General features: G+C 60.8%; 13 protein-coding genes. 7 read left to right on the forward strand and 6 right to left on the reverse strand.

The annotated features are described in order from the left end of the window. The first annotated feature begins 504 nt into the window (after window positions 1-504). On the forward strand, window positions 505-1,899 hold the full coding sequence (locus AC1TPF_RS07790) for an O-antigen ligase family protein (protein ID WP_482143360.1): 1,395 nt from the start codon (window positions 505-507) through the stop codon (window positions 1,897-1,899). 2 nt (window positions 1,900-1,901) lie between these two features. Then, window positions 1,902-2,690, forward strand: a complete 789-nt coding sequence (locus AC1TPF_RS07795) for a YveK family protein (RefSeq protein WP_482143361.1) — start codon at window positions 1,902-1,904, stop codon at window positions 2,688-2,690. 59 nt (window positions 2,691-2,749) lie between these two features. Here AC1TPF_RS07795 and AC1TPF_RS07800 read toward each other — a convergent pair whose 3' ends face one another. The 6 genes from AC1TPF_RS07800 to AC1TPF_RS07825 all read right to left on the reverse strand — a co-directional run bounded on the left by AC1TPF_RS07800 (window position 2,750) and on the right by AC1TPF_RS07825 (window position 12,114). Further along, window positions 2,750-3,985, reverse strand: coding sequence for a rhamnosyltransferase WsaF family glycosyltransferase (locus tag AC1TPF_RS07800; protein WP_482144055.1), 1,236 nt, complete (start codon window positions 3,983-3,985; stop codon window positions 2,750-2,752). After that, window positions 3,982-5,130, reverse strand: a complete 1,149-nt coding sequence (locus AC1TPF_RS07805) for a glycosyltransferase family 2 protein (protein ID WP_482143362.1) — start codon at window positions 5,128-5,130, stop codon at window positions 3,982-3,984. Before AC1TPF_RS07805 ends, AC1TPF_RS07800 begins: the two co-directional genes overlap by 4 nt. 25 nt (window positions 5,131-5,155) lie before the next feature. Next, on the reverse strand, window positions 5,156-6,700 hold the full coding sequence (locus tag AC1TPF_RS07810; protein WP_482143363.1) for a lipopolysaccharide biosynthesis protein: 1,545 nt from the start codon (window positions 6,698-6,700) through the stop codon (window positions 5,156-5,158). 897 nt (window positions 6,701-7,597) lie between these two features. Beyond that, the gene (locus AC1TPF_RS07815; RefSeq protein WP_482143364.1) at window positions 7,598-9,220 is read right to left on the reverse strand and encodes a polysaccharide deacetylase family protein; all 1,623 of its coding nucleotides are present in this window, start codon (window positions 9,218-9,220) and stop codon (window positions 7,598-7,600) included. 100 nt (window positions 9,221-9,320) lie between these two features. Continuing rightward, window positions 9,321-10,829, reverse strand: coding sequence for a glycosyltransferase family 2 protein (locus AC1TPF_RS07820; protein ID WP_482143365.1), 1,509 nt, complete (start codon window positions 10,827-10,829; stop codon window positions 9,321-9,323). 4 nt (window positions 10,830-10,833) lie between these two features. After that, a complete protein-coding gene (locus tag AC1TPF_RS07825; RefSeq protein WP_482143366.1) occupies window positions 10,834-12,114 on the reverse strand; it encodes a nucleotide sugar dehydrogenase in 1,281 nt (426 codons plus the stop codon). 1,885 nt (window positions 12,115-13,999) lie between these two features. Here AC1TPF_RS07825 and AC1TPF_RS07830 point away from each other — a divergent pair. From AC1TPF_RS07830 to AC1TPF_RS07850, 5 genes are all read left to right on the forward strand, one after another. Next, the gene (locus AC1TPF_RS07830; protein ID WP_482143367.1) at window positions 14,000-15,355 is read left to right on the forward strand and encodes a hypothetical protein; all 1,356 of its coding nucleotides are present in this window, start codon (window positions 14,000-14,002) and stop codon (window positions 15,353-15,355) included. Beyond that, the gene (locus tag AC1TPF_RS07835) at window positions 15,352-16,770 is read left to right on the forward strand and encodes a glycosyltransferase family 2 protein (RefSeq protein WP_482143368.1); all 1,419 of its coding nucleotides are present in this window, start codon (window positions 15,352-15,354) and stop codon (window positions 16,768-16,770) included. The genes AC1TPF_RS07830 and AC1TPF_RS07835 overlap by 4 nt, the downstream gene beginning before the upstream one ends. Continuing rightward, window positions 16,767-18,728: a cellulose biosynthesis cyclic di-GMP-binding regulatory protein BcsB gene (locus tag AC1TPF_RS07840; protein WP_482143369.1), complete on the forward strand. Its 1,962-nt coding sequence runs from the start codon at window positions 16,767-16,769 to the stop codon at window positions 18,726-18,728. Before AC1TPF_RS07835 ends, AC1TPF_RS07840 begins: the two co-directional genes overlap by 4 nt. Beyond that, window positions 18,718-20,427, forward strand: a complete 1,710-nt coding sequence (locus tag AC1TPF_RS07845) for a hypothetical protein (RefSeq protein ID WP_482143370.1) — start codon at window positions 18,718-18,720, stop codon at window positions 20,425-20,427. The genes AC1TPF_RS07840 and AC1TPF_RS07845 overlap by 11 nt, the downstream gene beginning before the upstream one ends. Before the next feature lie 275 nt (window positions 20,428-20,702). Continuing rightward, window positions 20,703-21,593: an alpha/beta hydrolase gene (locus tag AC1TPF_RS07850; RefSeq protein WP_482143372.1), complete on the forward strand. Its 891-nt coding sequence runs from the start codon at window positions 20,703-20,705 to the stop codon at window positions 21,591-21,593. Window positions 21,594-21,653 lie beyond the last annotated feature (60 nt).

Consider the following 21,653-nt stretch of genomic DNA (forward strand, 5'->3'; position numbering starts at 1 on the left):
CGCGCACCCGGAGACACCGAGTGCGCACGCTGCGAGCACCGCGGTCAGAAACGACGCTGCCCGAGACCCTGCTGATCGTCGCCGATAGTGATGTTGGTCGGACCTTTTCGTCACTGCAGAGCCCCCGTGGCTGTAGATCGGGCACGTCAGACCGAAGATCTCGGCGGCAGGCCTTCAGGGTCGAGTAAGCGGTCTCGATCAGCGACCGCGAGAACATCGATGAAGGACTCGTCTGCGAGGGATCCTTCGGTGATCGCTGGCAACTCTATATCCCTGGCGCGCGTTGAGAATCGCTTGAACAGACGACAATCGGCGTGCGTCGATGGTTTTTAAGGATCCAAACCCGATCGAATCACGTCGGCGTGATTTGTCGTATGTTCGATCTTCTTCGTTGAGGGACAGCCGCGTTCGGTCTAGTCTGGCTCTTAATAAACCATCGATTTGGTTCCGTCCGGATTGCGCTGGGCGATATAAGTGATCTCAAGGAGCGCGAGGCGGATTTCAGTGGCCCAACCGACACTTGCTGCAGCGCAGCTCGGCGCGCACCGGGCACCGTGGCTGCTCTTGTTCACCGCGGCCGCGATGTTCGTCTTCCCATCGAACATGATCATCAGTCCTCTCGGGGCCAGCGGGTACGTGGCGATGATTCTGGCGCTCCTGCTCTTCGCGACGTGGGCGGCGTCTGTCCTGTTCCGGGATCACGACCCCTTCCGCTTCCGCTACCCCGCCCGCATCGGACTCGGTCTGCTGTGGCTCGCAACTGTTGCGGCATACATCGCGATGCCGGGAGGTCCTGCGACTCCGGCTGGTGTCGCAGGGGCCAATCGGTGGATGCTGAGCATCGCGGGGATCACGGGGATCGTCTTCACCATCGCGGAGACGGTCGTGTCCAAGGGGGCGGTCATGGGGCTCGTCCGGACCTTGGTCGGCGGTGCGACGTTCTGTGCCGCTGTCGCTGTTTACCAATTCATCACACATGACAATCCCGTCATGTGGATCGAGTCAGTGATGGTCGGTATGTCCGACAATGGCGGCGTCACCACCTTTCAGCCGCGGTACGGCTTGGTGCGTGTGGCCGGGACCGCGTTCAATCCGATTGAACTCGGTGTCGTGATGGGGATGATGTTGCCGTTTGCGGTCTGGAAAGCGCTGTACTGGGGACGCAACAGGTGGTTCTCGGTCGTCCAGTGCGCGCTCATCGTCGCCGCCGCGGTGTTCTCGGTTTCGCGATCGATGATGCTGTGCATCCTCGTGACGCTGGTCTTTGCTATTCCGCTTTTCCCCCGAGTGGTCCGCCGATGGTCGTTGTTCGCAGTACCGGCCGTTTTCGCGGTGCTTTTTGCCTTCATTCCAGGCCTCGTCGGCACGTTGATCGGTACCGCGTCTGCGGGATCGACCGATCCGTCCATCCAAACGCGATTGAACAACTACCCGCTGGTGGAGGCCATGGTCACGGCTCGGCCCGTATTCGGAATGGGGCCCAGCACGTTCATTGTTAACAACGCGCTCCGGATACTCGATAACCAGTACATGAAAACTGCTGTGGAGATGGGCCTGGTCGGGGTGATAGCACTCGCCGCCTACTTCTTGCTGCCGACGTTGGCGAGCGTGCTCGCAGGAGTCCACTTCCGTGACGATGAAGGCTGGCGTGCGCTGGCGGGTTGTGTGGCGGGGGCCTCGGTAGGCGCCGCAGTCACCGCCGCCACCTTTGATGAATTCTCCTTTCCGATGGTGACCGTTTTTTTCGCATTTGTGGCGGGGCTGTCCGGAACGGTGTGGAACGTAGCGAAGAATCCCTCACTCGATCGATCTCCCTCCTGGGACAGCGACGTGGAGATACCGGCTGAGGATGAAATAACGGTGCGCCGAAATGCTGCCGTTTCAAAGGAACGAGAATAGCCGTGGATCCATTTGCAATCTTCAAGCTGTTATGGACGTATAAGTGGATCACCATCCCTTTTGTCGTTCTCATCGTGATCGGATGTGGCGTGGCGTTTGTGTATGGACCGCGCTCCTACGAGTCCACTTCGTCCTACGTGGTCATTAATCCTGGACCACCTACGGAAGAGCAGATTGCTGCTCAGCCCTCACTTGCCGAGGTGTCCAACAATCCGTACCTCCGATCGGATCCATCGCTTGCCGCTCAAGTGGTCTCGACCAGAATGGGTGCGCGCGACATCGGTGAGATTCTAAAAAGCGAGGGATTGTCGGTGCAGTACGTAGTGACCACGGCCACCGAGATTCAGAGCAACCAGATCCTTCGGATCACCGCCACCGCCGACACAGCAGAGAAGGCGGTGGCTACTTCTGAACGCTTGGGCACGCTCCTTTCGGAGCAACTTGCCCTCATGCAATCGGGAGCAGGAGCGAACAACGAGTATTTTCTGGTTGCGCAGCCGGTAGGTCCGCCAGGATCTGCCATCGAAAAGAAGTCGAGTCGGCTGAGGACCGTAGTGATGTTGGGCATCGGCGGTGTGGTGCTGCTCTTTGGTGCGATTTCGCTCGCGCGTGCTGTCCAGAATCATCGTTCTGCCCAGGTGGTCGGCGCTGACGAGAATCCCAAGAACGTCGGTCCGGCAAGGACTTCCGGTTCCCCGCAGTCGGGCATCTCTTGGATACCGATCAATGGTCACGTATCCAACGGTGAAGCCGAATCAGGGAATGCAAGAGAGGCCGCCGAGCGACGTTAGTGCGTCGCGTTCGGCCTCTGCGTTCGACCCTCCCCGCTCGAACTGATCGAACTGATCGGTCAGGAGAGGGGGGAAGCGAGGAGCTCGGATTCCACAATCGAAACCAGTGTCGATCGTGCCGAGGACCAATTGTCCAGGCGAACCGACTGAGACGCCTCGAGTGCCTGCCGTCGAAAGTCTGGCGTTTGCACCACCGTCGCAAGAGCATTCGCCAATCCCAGTGGTGTTGGAGCTGCCCATCCGACCGCAGTACTCGACATATCTGCTCGCGCGTAGGGTGAGTCGTTGACGATCGGGATTGCACCGCAAGCCAGCATTTCTTCGACAATCAAGGAGATGTTGGTGAACGACATGGCCAGCCCGCCGATTGATTGGTTGTAGAGTTCAGCAAGTTCGCGGGGGCTTGTCCGAGCGTGGTTGTACGCCGGAAACGGTAGCGACGGCATCGAGTCCCCGAAAACATGGATGGGCTGTTCGGGGTGCCGTTGGTGGAACTGGCGGAGTGCCAACACGGCAAGGGAAGTGCCGCGGCGCGGGTTGTCGGGCCGCGCATAGAACACCACGCCATTCCTGTCTCCATTGTTGGTCATGTTGTATACGGAAGTGTCGCAACTGAACTCGAGTACGTCGACCGGGCCGAATGGCCTGATAAGGTCGCCGGCCATGTGCCCGATGGTGATGTGCGTGAAGCCGAATCTGTAGGAGTCCTCTGCCAACGCGCTCTCGGAGCCGCGCGGGTAGAAAAAGGGCTCGTAGTCCTGTACAAAGTAGAATCTGTGTCCAGGGATCGCGGTTCCTCTGCGGGCCAACACATGTGCAGTTTCCCATGACGTGGCGAAGTACCCGTCGCACTGGCTCAAACCGTCTGCGATGTCGACAACTTCGGCCTTGATCTGTGGCCAGAACTGCCTGATCACACCAGTGTGGTATTCGATGGGTGTCGAATGCCGTTCGTAGAGGTAGATGATGCACCGATGGCCTGCGGCCTCGAGAGCCTCGACCATCCGGAAGATCGTTGTGTGGCCCCCAGAGCTACCGGCAGGCGGGACCAGAACCCATCCGATGGTCAGGCTCGGTCCCGTGGTTCGCGGCGCGACGGAAGGCCAGTGCACGCCATGTGAGTCGCACACGTCGTCGGGGTCGAGAGGGAACTCGAGTGCGCTCGCTCCGGTTGCGTTGTACGCGCGTCGCGCCACGCGCCGGGTGATGTCTTTGACATCGCGTTCTCCGAGCAGCGTTCTGAGCTGTGTGGCTCTTCGGCGCACCTGCGGCAGGGTCTTACCGGACATGTTCATATACCCCACTTCTGCCAACGTGTTGCCCGGTGGTTTGCCAGCATCTTCCAGGCGACAGCGGCGGCAACGTACGGCGACTTGTTTACGGGAAACACTGTTTGGAGTCGCTTACGTCTCTGGAGGCCGCGCCATGTCGGGAGGTCTGACGCTTGTGGATACAGTTCCGCAGCATAGTGTTCGGAGCTGATGATGTCGCCAGGAACGGCGTGGCCCCGGTCAAGCGAATGGCTCGTCTGGCGCAACACTGTCGACGCAATCGCACGCCGAGACATTTCGTGCAATGCTTCCGATTCGTCGAACGGCGGATCAGGTCGTGCGAGAAGGGCGTCGAAGGCATCCTGGCGGATGCGCCATTCGTGGAGGCCACTCGAGACAACTGAAGACAAGCTATGGGGGTGGTCGCGGTGCCATGCCTGGTCGGCACCATCGACACGGCCAATGTCACATGCTGTGGCCATTCTCAGCCACATCTCCATGTCGTGCGTATGAGGAAGAGGCTTCTGCCCGCCGACCTGCAACACCACCGACGCCCGCATTAGTACCTCCGGTGAGGTGATCACATTCAGTCCGTTCTTGCACCGATCACGGAGCCACGACATGCCCGGCCAGACGGTCCATGACCGCACATCGGCCCTATAGGTGGGAGTAGCTCCAGGAGAGATGATTTCAGGGTTGCCCCACATTGATTTCACCTCGCTATTGCCATTGTCCTCGATGAAGTGCACGGGATGTCCGTAGACCAGTCCGACCGTCGGAAAGTGCCTCGCCAATGCGACCGACCGCGACAACGAGCCGGGCGTCAACATGTCGTCTGCGTCGAGGCGAACGATGAATTCGCCGGTTACGGCTTTCAGGCCGTTGTTGAATGTGTCGACGGGACCCATGTTCGTTCGGTTTTGGATGACCTGGACGCGGGGGTCGCTGGTGGCCAGCGACTTTGCGACGTCTGCGGAGCCATCGGTGGACGCGTCGTCGACGACTATCACGTCGACCTCGATATCCTTCTGGGAGAGCGCGCTGGTCACCGCGCCTGGCAGGAAGCGTGCGTAGTTGTAACACGGTACGACAACAGAGACCCGGGCTGGTGGCCATTGATCGGCCTCGACTGGTCTGATTCGAATCCGGCGCTTTATGTTGTCGCTCATAGGGGTTCCTGCGGCTTCCTCTGCATCAGGGATGCATCAGTTTTCGTGTTGTGGTCGGGGCTTCATGCTGAGTGCCAGTCTGAAGCGCTTCGTCGTTCGTTGTCGGATCCGTCCCGGAGGGGCCAATGGCTTTCGACATCAGCCATATTCGCCGCAACCAGTGATAGATGAGACCGGAGTAAATTGCCAGGCCTACAACAGCGCCCAGGAACAACGACAACAGTGCAGTCTCGAATTGGAGTGAAAGGTAGTATGCCAGAAGACCACTCGGAATTATGGCGAGCACAGGTGGCACCAACGCCTTGATGACTGCGCCGGTGTCTGCACCCACGTGCGCGGCCGCCCACAAGTATGCGGGCAATACAAAGATGATTCCCGTGATCACGTGAGCCCAGGCGGCGCCAATTATTCCGTAGTGCTGGACTCCGAGGAACACAGCGGGAATGAGTGTCACCATCCAGAGCACCTGCACCCACAGGACAGGTCGCGCCGCGCCTCGCGCCATGAGATAGGTCGCCATCATGTCGAATAGAACTCGCAGAGAACCGAAGAAGCCAAGACCCACCAGAACTGCGGCCGAGGCCTCCCACTTCTGCCCATACAGGAGGTGTATCAACGGAACGGACAAAGCGGCTAGCAGCACACCGGCAGGGACACCGGCGGCCCACGAGAACGCAGTGCCTATTGCCAGGCCTTTGTCCTTGATGGGCGGTCCGTCACTGTCGAAGGTGTCGAGCTCGTTGCGCGCAACTTGTGAGAAGGCGGGAAGTGACACCGACCGGATTGCTTGGCCGATGGCGCTCATCGGCCAACTTGCGATGTTGAAGGCCAGCACGTAAAGACCGAGTGCGGTTTCGTCGGACAGTCGTGCGATCACCAGGTTGTCGATGTTGAGAAGCGCCCATGACAACAGGTTGGCGGCGGCAACAGGAATGCCGAACCTGAGTGCCGGCCCGACCTCGGCACGATCGAAGCCGAAGTGGGGGCGGACATGGGCAAGAACGAAGAGAAGGACGGTGGCGGAGCACTGAGCGGTGACGCGGCCGATGGCAAGCGCCATCGGCCCCATGCCGAGGAGGACCAGAATGACTGTTACAGACGTCCCGATCACGAAATCGGTGGCGCTCACGCCGAACAGCTTCTTCTGCTCGAAGTCGCGCTGAAGTTTGGCGAACGGAACAATCCCGGCACCTGCGGCGATCATCGTGCACGACATCACCATGATGACGGGGGCAGCACTGGGCGCTCGAAAGAGATCTGCAATCGCATGGCTGCCCAGCGCCATGCAGCCGGCGAGCACTGCGCCGACACAGAGTCCGAGGCTTGCGACAGTGGGCGCCCTGCGCTCGGGATCTCGGGATCGCACGAGGTCCGCGGTGAGACCGAGGTCAACCAGGGTGATGAGAATCGTCTGAACAGTGAGCGCGACCGCATAGACGCCGAACTGCTCGGGTGACAGGAGCCGGGCGAGTGCGATACCAAGAAGGAGGCTGCCCAGTCTCAGCGTCAGTGCACTCGCCGCGCTCCAGGCGAGTCCTCTCCGGATCGAGTGACCGAGTGCTGTGCTCATCAGGCTGCGGTGGTCCTGCGGCAGCGGTCGGGGCGCACCAATTGCGGGATCCGCTCACGTCGATTGGACCCGATGACGGTCGGGTACTGGTCGACCTCGTAGGCGGTCCGACGTACTTTCTGAGACGTCAATGACCGGGAGGGCCGACGGGTCAAGGACTCTTCATAGATCAAAACCAAAGAGCTCGCAGCATGCATGATGAAGTCTTTCCTTGATCGCAGACAGGTTTGAAAGCCTTGACTGCAGTGGCCTGGTATATCTGGCCATCGGCCTCCGGCATGGGGCGTCTTTTGAGGAGACTCACGCCAAAAGGGGCTTTAGGTTGCGTGGGGATTCTATTGCATTTTGGGATTACCCGGCTGGGTCAGAATTGATTTGGACATCTACGCTGCAACTGGAATGGCCACATTCCGATCAGCTTTCGACAGACCGCGCCTTCATGGAACGTCATCAGTTTGGTTGACATCGCGGGGATCGACTGGCCACAATCTTCACCGACCAGGATCGGCCCGGTTACTGGTCGAGGATGGTCTGACCTGGGTATTTGGCGTCCGCTGACAGGTCTGGGATTCAGGTGCACATCTCAATGCCGCGACTCTGCCTTTCAGTGCACGTACAACGAGGGTTGGCAGTTGATGGCAGGAACTGGGTGATCATCACCGAACAGAATTTCACCTGTTTGTATTACCGAAATGTGGCAGCGATTGGCTAGAGATCGCCCGATCTGCGGTGTGGCTCACCAAAATAGAAGATGATCGTCGGGATCAAAAACTAAACCAATGGTCATATTGGTTGGCCTAGTCAGTGGGATAACTCGTGTATTGGCCCGCGCTGACCGCAGGGCAGCGCCGGCCGTCTGAGGCTGTTTACGCCGGGTGCTGATGATCGCGACATGAGCTATCGAGGTGAGATCCGCACGTCAGTCCACGCCGCAAAGGGCTGTGCTGAGGTGTTGCGACTGCCGATGACGCTGAAGCCGCCCCGTCCATCGTCGGATGGGACCGTTGCAACGAGTTTGCCGTCGACCCAGACGATTGTCTCCCGCGCCGACACTGTGATTCGGACAAAGTGCGCATTGCCGGCCTGCAGTGTCTGGGCGTCGACCACGCGTTCGGCGCTGTCGGTGATCGTGGCCCGGTCGGGACCGACCATCAGACGGACCGACTGATCGGGGCCGGATCCGGTCCGGACCCGCAGACCGACGGAGCTGCTTTGGTCGAGGTCGATGGCCGTCGCCGTGAGTGTGTAGTCGGTCCACTGGTCGGTCCGCTGCGCCGCCCACAGTGCTTCGGTGTAGGTGAGTGTGTCGGCATCGAACCGGACAATGCCGGCGGGCAGTTCGCTGTCATGGATCGGACCCCGGTAGTGACGCCCGGGTTCGAGCCAGCTGTCATCGACCGCGACCGGATCCATCGGCGCCACGGGGAGCGTCTGCGCTGAGCGAAGACGCTCGAACAGGGCGCGGGCCGACTCACCGCGCGTGACCTCGAGGCGTTCGAGCGGGGTCGCCTGTTGGGAGGAGACCGGCGCCGGCGCGATGGCGTGACCGTGGTTGGTGAACGCGGCGACGTAGTGGGCTGCGAAGACCTGCGATGAGATCCCCACGGCGTCGTTTGCTATCCGAGAACTCGGCGCCGAGAACGGGTAGGAGAACAATGTCGGCGCAGGCAATCCGTGGTCGGCGAACTGTGCGTCGGATGCGTTGATGTCGTCGCGCATCCGCTCGCCGAAGTGTTCACCGGTCTCGACTTGGCCGTTCTGGGTCTCGAGCGCTGCCATGGCGGGAAGTTGCTGCCCCTCGACGGACGTGCGGTAGTGGAGGCTGTCTGTGTGGGATTGGAAGGACCACCGGCCGGAGTCGCGCATTCGATCGACCTGTTGCCAGGTTAGGTAGTACGGGCGTTTGGTGCTGACCGATGCTGTGATGAGGAAGCTGATAGCGGTGAAGCCGTTGTCTTGCAGGATGGTGTCGGCATACTTGTACAGGCCGGACGTGCCATCGTCGAACGTGATGACCACCGACTGTTCCGGCGGTGTGTAGACGCCCTGGAGGTAGTCGCTGTATTGCAAGCCGGTCAATGTGCGATAGCCGGCATCGCGCAGCATCTTCATCTGCGAGGCAAAGGCTTCGGGACTGATCACATATCGTCCGGCCTCGGGGTCGGCGCTGATGTCGTGGTAGGTCAGGACGATGGGGGCGGCGCCGAAGCCGGACCCTCCACGCGCCGCGTTCTCTGCTGCCCACCCGCTGAACGCCTGGGTGTCTTCGGTGTTGAATGCCGTTGCGGCAGTGTCCTCCCGGGAGCCGAGGTAGGTCTGCCACCACCACAGGCCGACGGCGGCGGCCACCAATGACAGCACGATCACCACTGCCAGTACCCGCAGTCCGACCGCCGAGAGGCGTTGGCCGACATGGCCTCGCCGAGCGGCCGGTCCGAGTTCGGGCATGAGCGCGGCTCCGCGGGATCGGGTGATCGCCGCCCGCTCGTGTGCTTCGGGGTTCCGATCCAGCAACTTCATAGCAGCGTGCCCCGGCTCAAGACAAAGACGTACACAACGAGGGCGAGAGCAACAAACGCGACGGTGAGGATGGCGCGCAGGAGCTTTCGGGACTTCAGACTCACAGTGACCTCGACCAGATGCTGCGACGAATCGTCAGCAATGAGTAGGGGAGTAGCCAGGACAGGCAGAGCGTGGAGATGAGCCCCATCAATGGGCGGTAGCGCCAGCGCGTCGAATTGGGATTGTCGATTGCAAAGGCGAGTGCCCACGCGCAGCCCTTGATGAAGATGCCGGCCAGGTACAGAGCTGTGAGCAACCACAGACCGTTGATCGGTGCCCAGATCATGTGCCGAATCGCCATCAGCGGCGCAGCGGCAACCCACAGTGCATGGCCGTAGTAGAGGATCGAGGCCTGAATACCGCGCCGCCACATGAATGTTCCCGAGAAGCATAGGTTGCGGATGAAGCTCTTCTTCCAGCGCACCTGCTGCTTGAAGAAGGCCTTCGTGGACTCGGGTACCACCGTCCAGACCTTGGCGGATCGGACGTACCCCACCCGCCACTTCCGTTCGGGATAGTCGACATCGGTGACGAAAGAAGAGTCGGGGTACTGACTCTTGAGCGCCTGCCCACGCCACTTTTGACCGAGTACGTAACCGGTGAGCTGGCGGTCGGTGGCGAATTTGAACTCACCACCGAGGAAGCGGTCATTTGCCCACGCCGGCAGGTAGTTCCAGATGGCGTCGCGCCGGAAGACGGCCAGGGGTCCGGACACGCATGTCACGGATCCGACCGACGCCTCGGCCGCCTTGACAACCCGGAAGGATCCCTCGTACCACGTGTCCTGGATCTTGGTCAGGAGTGTCGAGTCGGCGTTGAGTGCACGCGCATGTCCGGAGACAGCACCGAGATCTGCCTCGGATACCAGCGCAGCGACGCAGCGCCGCAGGGCATCTGGTGCCAGGACGCAGTCGGAGTCGGTGAATCCGATGACGTCGCCGCGCGCGACTTCGGCGCCACGGACCAGTGCGTTCTTCTTTCCGACGTTCTGCTCGAGTTCGATCAGGGTGAAGTCCAACTCGGTCTTCAGTTGCCGAAGGATCTCAGTGGTGCCATCGGTGGACGCGTCGTCGACGACGATGACCTCGAGGTCCGGATAGTCCGATTCGACCATCGACCGTACGCACCGTTCGATGACGTCCCGCTCATCCTTGATCGCGACCAGGAAGCTCACCGTAGGAACCGCGTCGAGCGGTGGAAAGCTCAAGGGTGCAACGTGGTTGGAGTGCCGGGACTCGGCCGGATCCTCGTAGCGGGCATACGCGAGAGTGAAGGCGTAGATCGTCGACGACAACACGAAGAATCCATAGAGCATGATCCACGGGTCGAAGACGATCTCAGGGAACTGGCGCGCGAGCAGCGCAAACAGCGGGGTGAGAGCGATGACCGCGATGAGCATCTTGGTGGCCCGACGGACGTGGGGGTCCCAGTTGTCGAACCAGCGATGAGTCGCTCGTGGTGCGCCCCAACGTTCTGCGTCGATTTGAGCGGCAGAGCCGTCCGGTGGCGCCCACGTTTGTCCTGACCCGGTCCGGGGAGTGGACCGAGTCGAATGATCGAGGACCATCGCTTCAGTGCACGTCCGCGATGAGGCGCGGCTGGGATCGGTAGGTGACATCGAGTACGTGTGGTCGGCCGTTCGCCTCGGAATGAGCCGTCCACCAGTCGGTCTCACCGGGGTGAATGGTGTGGACGAGGATCAGATCGGACGATTCGGCGGCTTCGACGGATGACGGTGGGATCCGTTGCCCATCGATCGTGACCGACGGGACACACGCATCGGAGTACGTCACGAGTGCGCCGGCGCGGATCATGTCGGCCATGATCTCCAGGGCCGGTGACTCGCGAACGTCGGCCACGCCAGGTTTGTAGGCCACCCCGACGATGTGCACGCGCGCGCCCTTGAGCGGTTTGCCCAGGTCGGCAAGCCGGGTCCGCACCTTGTTCACGATTGCTGCCGGACGCTGAACGATGCCCGCCATCGCCGCTTCGGTGATCGGGGCGCTGTGGCGGCCGCGCCGCAACTGCCAGAGCAGGTAGTGCGGATCGCAGGGGATGCAATGCCCGCCGACGCCGGGGCCCGGGGTGAACTTCATGAAGCCGTAGGGCTTGGTCGCGGCGGCATCGATGACCTCGGTGATCGGCAGTCCCAGCGATTCGGCGGCTTCGGCGAACTCGTTGACGAAGGCGATGTTGACTGCGCGGAAGGTGTTTTCGAGAAGCTTGGCCATCTCCGCGACCTCGGGGGACGACACCTCGTGAAGCCTGGCCGCGGTCGAGGAGAGCACTTCGGACGCGCGATGGGTGCACGCGGGGGTGACCCCGCCGATGACGCGGGGGGTGGCGGTCGGTTCGTGTCCGACGACGCCCGGGTCGATCCGTTCGGGCGAGAACGCAACAAAGATGTCGTCGCCGACGGTCATGCCGCGGTCGCTCAGCGGGCCGACCAGCAGTTCACGGGTGCAGCCGACATAGGTTGTGGAGGTCAGAACGATGGTCTGACCTGGGTGGGCCTGGGCGACGACGGTGCTACAAGCAGCGTGCAGGGCTGACAGATCGGGTGCTTGGCTCTCGTCGACAGGAGTGGGGACGCAAACGATCACGGTGTCGGCGTCTCGGAGCCGGTCAGCGTCCAAGGTGAGTTCGAGGTGCCCGGACCCTACGTCAGTGCGCAGGCGCGCCAGGTCGTCCTGGGGGAGGTCGACGTCAGCCGCTGCAATGTTCGTCAAACGCTGCACCGCGACATCGAAACCGACAACACGATGCCCGGCGGCCACCAATGACATTGCCGTGGGCAGGCCCACATAACCGAGACCGACGACGGCAACAATGTCTTTCCTGGGGTAATCCACTTTTTGAATTCCTTTCAGCGCCACGCCGAGGCATGCGCATTCCAGCGCTGATCTCTAGCGATATTTTGGTGGGTTCGTTGTTGCTCTTCACGTGCCGATCCCGGGAGGAACGACGAAGTGGGAGCGCGGATCTCGGATATTTCTCCCGAAATCAAGTCTGCTGGCCGGCGCGCTTTTCTGCGCCCCTGCACACCACCAGACAGTACCGTGTACTGCAGCTTTACTTGCCATTGATGCGCATGATTTCAGGCAGGTGAAGCTGTTTGGGCTACGTCTGGTTGGGACTTTGGTCCCTAACTAAAAGAATGTAAATCGAGTTTCTATATTCTCGAATTATTGCAGCATTTGGGAGTATTAGATTCAATACTGATCGTTAGAGTCAGTGTTTGATGATCTTTAGATTCATATATCCCCGGCGGCCCCGCCTTCGCGGGTAGGAAATTAGCCACCTTGACGATCGCCATTCAATTTGTGTGAATTGGATCACTCGAACTGTGACTGCGGGCGAATGGGCGCCACTCCAGACATCCGCAAGTTCTTCGGGAAGGGTTCTGATGGCCACACCCGTCCCGGGGCGGGACCTCTTCGGGCACGCAGGGAATTGCGACTTCTTCGAGATCGATGGCCATCGCCGCCACGGGGGAGCGTCTGCGTTGAGCGAAGACGCTCGAATGGTGCACGGGACGATTCACCGCGAGTGGCGTCTAGCCGCTCCAGCGGGTTCGCGTGGGGGAGGTGACTGGCGTAGGGCGGGCCTGTAGGAGGCTGCCGATGGTGTCGTGGCCAATATCAAATTGGCGGTCGCGCGACGGAGGCGGCGGTCGGACCCGGAAATTGTCCGGGATCCGACCGCCGATCACGTGGTTATGAACTTCCGAGCGAGCCAATGAACGAAGTGACGAAGTACTCGACGAGGGTGCCGACGTACTGAATGAATGGGATGAGATCTGATGACATGTGTGTTCCTTTCGTATTGCGTAAGTGGCTCGTAATGCCTCGCGGGCGTTTATCGAACACAAATACCTCGACCGCGAGAAGTTGAACCGTAGATATGATGACCCATGTGTGAGTGAAATCGCCCGCATTCCGAAATAATCGCGGCGACTTAACCCCGACCTTTTCGTGCGCCTGAGGTGCTACCTGCGGGGTTCGCGATTCGGATACTTTGACCTGTTCGTGTCGCTGGGGGCGGCGGGTTCGATCTCGTTCGGTTTGCTGCGCGGCTTCACGGGGCCAGGATGCGCGTTCTCTCTGTGAGAGATGCGGGTCGTCGAGTTGTCCGCCCCGGCACCGAGGATTCCCGGTGGCGGTCAGTGTCTCCACGGAGTCCCGCGCTTGGTTTGTCGTCAGGGAATGTGAACTACCGAATGCAAATCTTTAACCACGTTTCTGTGGGGACTCTTCTGCAATTTGGACGAATATCGAGATTGACCTCGCGTACTGGAATTGTCATGGCATCCTGGAGTGCGAAATGCAGTAATGATCGACACGATCACACTTTTCTGATCGTCACATTCACGAATGGAAGTGGCTGCGCTACTTCACCACTCGGGGTTTAAGTCCCTCGTCCGGCACGAATTGACACACCGTGTCAATTCGTGTGTGAATTGATGAAGAATTGGTCGAGTGAAGAGGTAAATGTCGTGGTCAAATGCACGGGAGTGTCAACATTGCAGTTGATTCGCGGTGTGTCTGACGATCGTGAAATTGGTTTCCGTCTGTCGAATAAGCTTGTTTCGGGGAAATCGCAGTGACGATAGATTCTCCGGACGTTTATCACTCGAGCGCACCTTCGCCACCATCTCCGCCGCCGCGTCAGCAATTATCGAGATTTCTGTCGGCCGTCGGACGGCCTCGCGACTTTTCTTTCAACACGCGAGTGGTCGTGACTGTCGGTACCACCGTCATCGCCTTCTGGCCCGTGTGGACATCGAATCTGGAGATGATGCTCGCGGGATCGCCCGTGGCGTATTTGTTCTTTTGTCCGATTTGGTCGGTGATGATCACTTACAGCCTCGACCGGACTCCGCGCGGCAAGGAGATCAACGACGGGGAGTTCGACCGGATCGTTGCGGTGGTGGTCGGCGTCATCGGCATCGTCTGCGCCAGCGCGGCAATACCCAGGCTTCCGGCGGTGGCAGCGTTCTGGCATGCCGATGTGATTGCACCGCTCATCTGGATCTTCTGTGTGTCCATCGTGGCGTTCGGAATACGCCGTGTCGTCCGCGACTATCTGACCTGGGTCTTTGTTGCGATCTGCTTTCCGCCAAACTTTCTGTTGTTCGGAGCGATCTTGGGTGGAACCACCTTCGCTTTCGGGGCGTTGACCGTCTTTCACGGTGCGATGGCTGCGTTCTTGGCATTGCGTGGTTCGGCATTGAAGTGGGCGGTGCCGCCGGCGTTCCTGGCTATCGGAATCGTGGCCACCTGGTTGCTGAGAGTACAACCGGCACCGGTCGTCTATCTGACACCGACTGCTGTGGGCACCGTCCTTGTGATCGCGTTGGTGGCGCGGCGAGCTCACGTCCCGACCAAGATCTCCCTGCCGCAGCGTTCGAGTCTTTCCATCATCGTGGCGTTCACCCTGGCGTTCGTGGTCCTGGCGACCGGACCACGTCCGCTCGATCTGCCCGATTCGGACCGCCTGATGTGGGCCCAACCCGACTGGATCGATGCTCTGACGAGCAGCGGAGTCGTTGTCGGTGAACCTCAGACGTTCGAGTGGGGTCCGAGATTCTTGGGTGACGACGGGTCGGTGGTCCGCCGCCGGGTGGAAATCGATGGAGAGGTGGCGTTCCTTGATGTGTTCTCCAGCCCCCAGCTCGGCCGGTTCTCCAGTTTCCGGCGCGGCATCTGGTATTCGTCGGCACCGCCGGTGGTGCTCGGGGAGGGGTATCAGAGTGACGGTCGTGAGATCACGCAGTTCGGCGAACTGAGCAACGAGCTCGAGACGGTCACCAAGCCGGGGCAATCGTTGTGGGCATCTCGTTACTGGCTCTGGCGCACCAAAGTTGGCTCGGATACGCACTATCAGGCTGTGTACCTTCTTGGCTCCCGTGAGGATGGTGCCCCCGACAACGTGCCCGAACCGGCATCGCTGAACTACGCCAACACGGTGGTGGACCCCATCGAGTGGCTGATGATCGCACCCACATCGCAGCAGGGCACTCGAACGACACTAGAACCCCAGCTGACCGACATGGCCGAGATCATCGTTGAATCTGCGAAGGACCCTGAATGACTGCGACATTCGAGGACCCCCGTACCGCACCGCTCGCCGATGAGTTCTCGGCGCGCCGCCCGTTCACAGGTGGTCAGCAGATCGGTGGCGCAGTCGTGCTGGTCGTCGTTGTGGTTGCGACGATCCTGAGTTGGCGGCTGACGCTGAGCTGTGTGGCATCGCTCGCGTCGATCTACTTTCTCGTCTCCACCGTCGACAAGACTGTTCTGCTTCTGCGTGGCCTCTACGGCAAGGGCGTGGTGCAGGTTTCCGACGAGGTTGCGCGGGCGATACCCGACGAGGATCTCCCGCGGTACACGGTCCTGTTGCCGGTATACGACGAACCCGAGATCGTGCAGACACTGGTCGAGGGCGTGGGCCAACTCGACTATCCGGCAGATAAACTCGACATCTTCCTGGTACTCGAGGCCGACGACAAGGCAACGATCACCGCCTACGAAGCCGCTGAACTGCCGGGTGTGACCAAGGTGCTCGTGCCACCGAGTGAGCCCAGGACCAAACCCAAAGCCTGCAACTATGCGATGGCCCTGGACCTCGATCGCAGCGAGTACGTCACCATCTACGACGCCGAAGACGTTCCAGATCCGCTCCAATTGCGCAGGGCGGCATGGGTATTTGCGCACAGTCCGGCAGACGTCGCGTCGATTCAAGCGCGGCTGGGGTACTACAACGAACGAGACAACCTGCTCACGAAGTGGTTTGCGATCGAGTACGACCAGTGGTTCTCGTACATGCTGTCGGCGCTGAGCGAATCAAACTGCATCATTCCCCTGGGTGGTACGTCCAACCACATCCGGACCTCGGTGTTGCGAGCTCTTGGCGGATGGGACGCCTACAACGTCACCGAAGATGCCGACCTCGGTATCCGGCTCGGCCGGCACGGGTATCGGACACTGGTGCTCGACTCGCTGACCGAGGAGGAAGCGAATCCCGATGTGGTGAACTGGATTCGGCAACGCTCTCGTTGGTACAAAGGATACGTTCAGACGTTCTTGGTGCACGCCCGCCGACCGCTGTCGCTCTACCGACAGGTCGGTTTCGTGCCGCTGTTGCGGATCGCGAATCTGACGATCGGCATGCCGGTTGCCAATGTGTTGAATCTCGGGTTCTGGGCGTCGCTGCTCGTCTGGTACGCCGGGCATCCGGATTTCATGCTGAACCTCTTTCCGGGCCCGATCTACTACGTCTGTCTGCTGATGTTCACCGTCGGCAACTTGTTGACCATCCTGCTGGGCATCATCTCGACACGCGCGCGAGAGAAGCCGTATCTGCTGGTCGCGGCGCTGTTGGTGCCCGCGTACTGGATCCTGCAGTCGTTCGCCGCTGTGAAAGGGCTGCTGCAAATCGCTTACAAACCTTCGTATTGGGAGAAGACGGTCCACGGGCTGTCTTCGAAGAAAGTGGACAAGAAGTGACAACGTTGCGTCGATTGTGTGGAGGACTCCTGGTCGTGGTCGGCCTGGTGTCAGGTGTTGGGCCGGCGTGGGGTGCTCCCGGTGACGAGCCCGGCATCAGCACCACTTTGGGTTGGCGGCAATTGGGGATGGGATCAACGGTGTCGTTCGGTGCGACCAATGCACCTCAGACAGTGACGATTCCCGCTCCCGACGGTGTCCAGCCGACGAGACTGACCGGGCAAGTGCAACCGGCGGTCAACGTCGACAACGGCTATGTCGAGATCCAGGGCGGTGATGGACAACTCATCGGTGCGATACCGGTGCCCGCGGCAGACGCTGCGTTGCAGGCGACTCCGTTCGATATTGACATCTCGGCAGTACCTGTGCGGGATCATGCCGCCATGATCAGGCTGGTCCTTCGTTCGACTGCTGGCGACCAGGTCTGCGGCCCGATCCCGCAGTTGACGTTGAGCGACCTGGCTGTGAGGTTTACGGGCGGGCAGGTGCTTCCGACGACGGTGCAGCAGTTCTTTCCATCGATACTGCCGAACGCCGTGGTGTACGTAGACCCGGCGCCGACCGTCGCCGAAAAACAGGCAGCTCTGAGTCTTGTTGCAGCGCTGACCAATCACTACCGTCCGATCCCGATCGACATCTCGGTGCGGGCACTCGGTCGCACCGCCGAGCCGCCGCGGGCGGCCTTCGGCAACTTCTCGCGAACCATCGTGGTCCGGGACTCCGTAGCTGGCGCAATAACGCTGAATCCGAACGGTGGCGCGCCGTATCTGGCGATAACCGGAGAAAACGAGACATTGGCGAAGCAGGTGGAACTGTTCACCAGCGGCCTGCTGTCTCTGACGCAAGTCCCCTCTGTGGCTGTCGACTCCGTTGATGCATCATCGGTGCAGGGCTCGAACACCGTGATGTTTGAGCACTTTTCGCAGAACCTCAAGGTATCTGTCCTCGGTCAGGCGACTCTCAACACCGGGTTCGATCCCGCGGTCTTCGCATTGAGTAACCCCGGCACGGTCGATGTTGATCTTCGGGCCATCTACACGCCGGTCCAGAAGAGTGAAAAGTCCACGGTGCTGGTGCAGGCCGACGGGCAGACAATCTACTCGGCAGCCCTTGGAGAGAGCGGGAGGCTGCACGCGCAGTTCACCATTCCGGCACAACGAGTGGCTTCCAGTGCAGAGTTGGCGATGGTGGTTTCGTACGAGCCGGCACCCGGCGCGTGCAACCCGCGGACCGTGCCGTTGACCTTCGAGGTCGAGCCGAATTCGACGGCCACGGCCCACACGCGGGATGAGGCGGTCGGAGGTTTCTCGGCGTTGCCCCTGGCGTGGGCACCCACATTCCAGGTGGCGACCGACGATTCCGACCCGAACACTCTCACCCATGCGGCAGACATGGTCGCCGCAGTACAACGGTTGTCGCCGGAGGCCTTGCGGCCCATCGTCGTCGATCTGGACAAGGCAGCACACAGTGGTTCGGGCGCGCTGATCGTGGCGTCGGCCGAGTCGGTCACCGCAGCGGGGTTGCATCCACCGATCGACGCGGTGGGGGAGACCACCACCATCGACGTGCCGACAGCGATTGTTGCGCAGATCCCGAGCGGACTCGGCAGTATCCAGTCGTACGCGCAAGGCAATCGGACGCTGGTGGTGGTGACGACGTCCGGTGACTGGGCATTGGTCGACCCCCTGTTCGGGTACCTCGACTCCCTCGAAAGCGGGTTGGGCAACCTGACCGGCGACGTTCTGGTGGCGGGTCTCGGTGGAGTACCGACGGTCCTGACCGTCCACAGCGACGGGCTGGGGGCTTCGGGTCCCGACGTGGGAGACGGCTGGACTGTGTGGGTTTGGGTCGCTGTGGCGGTCGGAATAGGTGTCGGGGCAATGGCCGGAGTGTTGTTGGTCTTCCGGCGGCGCCGCTCCACCGCTGCAGACCCGACCACCGCGGATCATGACAGTTGAACTGATCGCGCCGGCCTCGGTCGGTAAAGCCGAACCGGTCGACGCCGGTCAGCGTGCCCAGTTGCGTAAGCGGACCGAAAAGCGCTGGGGTGTGGCACTGTTCGTGTTCAGTGCGGGGGCATACCTCGCGGTGGGTTACTACCTCTATCTGGTGGTCGGGTTCATCAACCCCGATGCCAGCAGTCGGGTGGGTAACGCCGGCTACACGATCATGAGTCGGGATCCTCATCTGGGCGCCATCGGCTTCGTGTGGAATCCCCTGCCCAGTCTCGTTGAGATACCGCTGTTGCCGCTGAGCGCGTGGTGGCCGGAGTTGAAGACGGTGGGCTTCGCCGGCGCCGTGATGAGCGCGCTGTTCATGGCTGGTGCAGTCTGGCAGGTACGCCGGATCGGAGTCGACTGCCACGTCCCGGCGGTCGCGAGATGGCTTGCGATAGCGGCCTTTGCGTTGAACCCGATGGTCATCCTGTATGCCGGGTCGGGTATGAGTGAGGCGCCGTTCTTCTTTCTGTTGCTGTGGGCATGCCGGCGGTTGCTGCAGTGGATGCGAACAGCACGCGTCGACGATCTCACCTGGGCCGGCATCGCGTTGGGTTTGGCGTATCTGACGCGTTACGAGGCAGTGGTGGCCGGTGCGGCCGTCGCCATTCTGGTGTTCGGTGTGTCGGTGCTGCGACAACATAGAGCTGGACGGACAGCGAAAACTGCTGCCGCACTTGCTGTTCACGACGTCGTGATCGTCGCCTTCCCATTGGCTGGCGCCTTTGTGCTGTGGGCGCTGATTGGCTGGATGTTGGACGGTTCGCTGTTTGCCCAGTTCACCTCGCAGTACGGCAACGCGGCCCAGGTGGAGGCAGCCGGTATCGTCTCGGCCGAGAGCACCGGATACGGCCCGCTCCTGAAGGCCATTGCTGCGAACCTTTTCGGCACCGAACCGCTGATACTGGTGGTCGGGATTGCGGTGGTGGCCTTCTCTGTTCGAAATCGGACGCTCCAGGCGGCAGCGCCACTCGCGGTGTTCGGTTCGGTGCTCACCTTCCAGTCGTACGCCATTCTGTCGGGATCGACGTTCGGCTGGTTCAGGTTCTTCATGGGTGCCATTCCTCTGGTGGTTGTGGCGTTGATGTGTACCTGGCGTCCACCGGGCGTTCGGGCCCCCGCCAAGTCGTCGCGATGGCGGCGACCGTCAGCGTGGGCGACATTGCTCATGGCCGCGGTGTTGGTGACCTCGGTCCCTGTGACGTGGAAATCGATGCTCAACCCGGCGATAGGTAAAGAAGAGTACGGATTACGTTCGGCATTCTGGCCTGAGCAATATCCCAAGTCGGAGTATTGGTTCTACTGGTTCGGCGAAGTCTCCCGGAATACCGTCCGTTGGTTCGACGCGCAGAATCTGCCTGAGGGGTCGATCCTCGTCGACACCTTTGGCCTCTCGCGCATGTGGCTGTGGTCGGAACACCCGAAACAGTTTGTGGTGCGCAGTGACTACGACTTTTTTACCAAACTCAACGATCCGGCACGCGAAGGTGTGCGATACATTCTGGCGCCCAAGCCTTCCGGACTCGGTGAGCTCGATTCCATCAATGTGCGGTATCCCACCTTCTGGGAAGATGGCGCCGGCTTCGCCACTCTGGTAATGACCATCCACGGCCCCAACGGGGGCGCCCAGTTCCGGATCTATTCGATTGCCGGCACCTAGGCCGCAAACGCGGTAACACGTTGGTATCGAAAACGTGTGAGCCTGCTGAGCGGGTTAGCCTGCTACAGAATGTTTCCGTCTTTTCGCTATCACTGGGGTTGGAAAAGAAATTGTTGACGAGGTCGTCTTTCACGCGTCTTGGAATCTGTACGGCGGTTACCGCGTGCCTCTTGGCAGGTGCAGGTGCAGGGACGGCGGTTGGTGAGCCGGCACCATCTCAATCCGGTGCTGCCGACAGCGGTGACATCGGCTATTGGGATCGGGAGTTGTCACGCATGGACAACTCGCTGCTGAGCAGGTCGGCCGCGCAACCGCGTGAGTTCAAGGTTCCGGTTTGGTCGGAGGCGATGGGCCGGGACGTGACGGTGCATATTCGACGCCCCGCGGATATGTCCACCCCTGCTCCCGTCTTGTATCTGCTAGACGGCGGTGCGCGCTACAGCGGAACCGATATCGCCGAGTTTCTCGACGACGATCATGTCAACATCGTGGCGCCATCCGGCGGAGTCAGTGCGTACTGGACGGATTGGCAGAAGCCCGATCCGGACTTTGGCGTGGCCAAGTGGGAGACCTTTATGACCGAGGAGCTGCCGCCGGTCATCGATGAGCTGCTGGACACGACGGGGCGCAACGCTGTGGTGGGTATGTCGCAAGTGGCGACATCGGCACTGCAACTCGCGATTGCGAAACCCGGGCTGTACAAGGGCGTTGCGGCGTACAGCGGGTGTGCCAACGTCAGCGACCCCGTGGGTCAAGCACTGATCCGCATCACCATGAATCACGTCGGAAAGGGTGATCCGGCAAACATGTACGGTCCGCCGGATGATCCGGCGTGGGCCGCGCACGATCCATTCGTACACGCCGAGCGACTCCGCGGGACCGAAGTCTTTTTGTCCTCGGGAACCGGGCTGCCCGGGCAATACGATGTGCTGAACAACTCCTACATCGATGGCGATATCGCCAAGCTCGCTGATCAGATCGTCGCGGGCGGATCGATCGAAGCTGTCACCAATGCGTGCACGCATGCCTTTGCATTTCGATTGGCGTCACTGGGCATGAGCCCGACCACTCACTTCAGGTTCACGGGCACTCATGCTTGGAGCTATTGGAACGACGACTTCCACGCCTCATGGCCGATGCTGTCGCGCTCGCTTGGAATCGGCTGATTGCAGACCATTTCGCCATTCCTTGGTTCGGTAAGCGTTGAACCGCAAGCTCCGGTCTGA

The organism is Williamsia sp. Y853 (assembly GCF_056786495.1).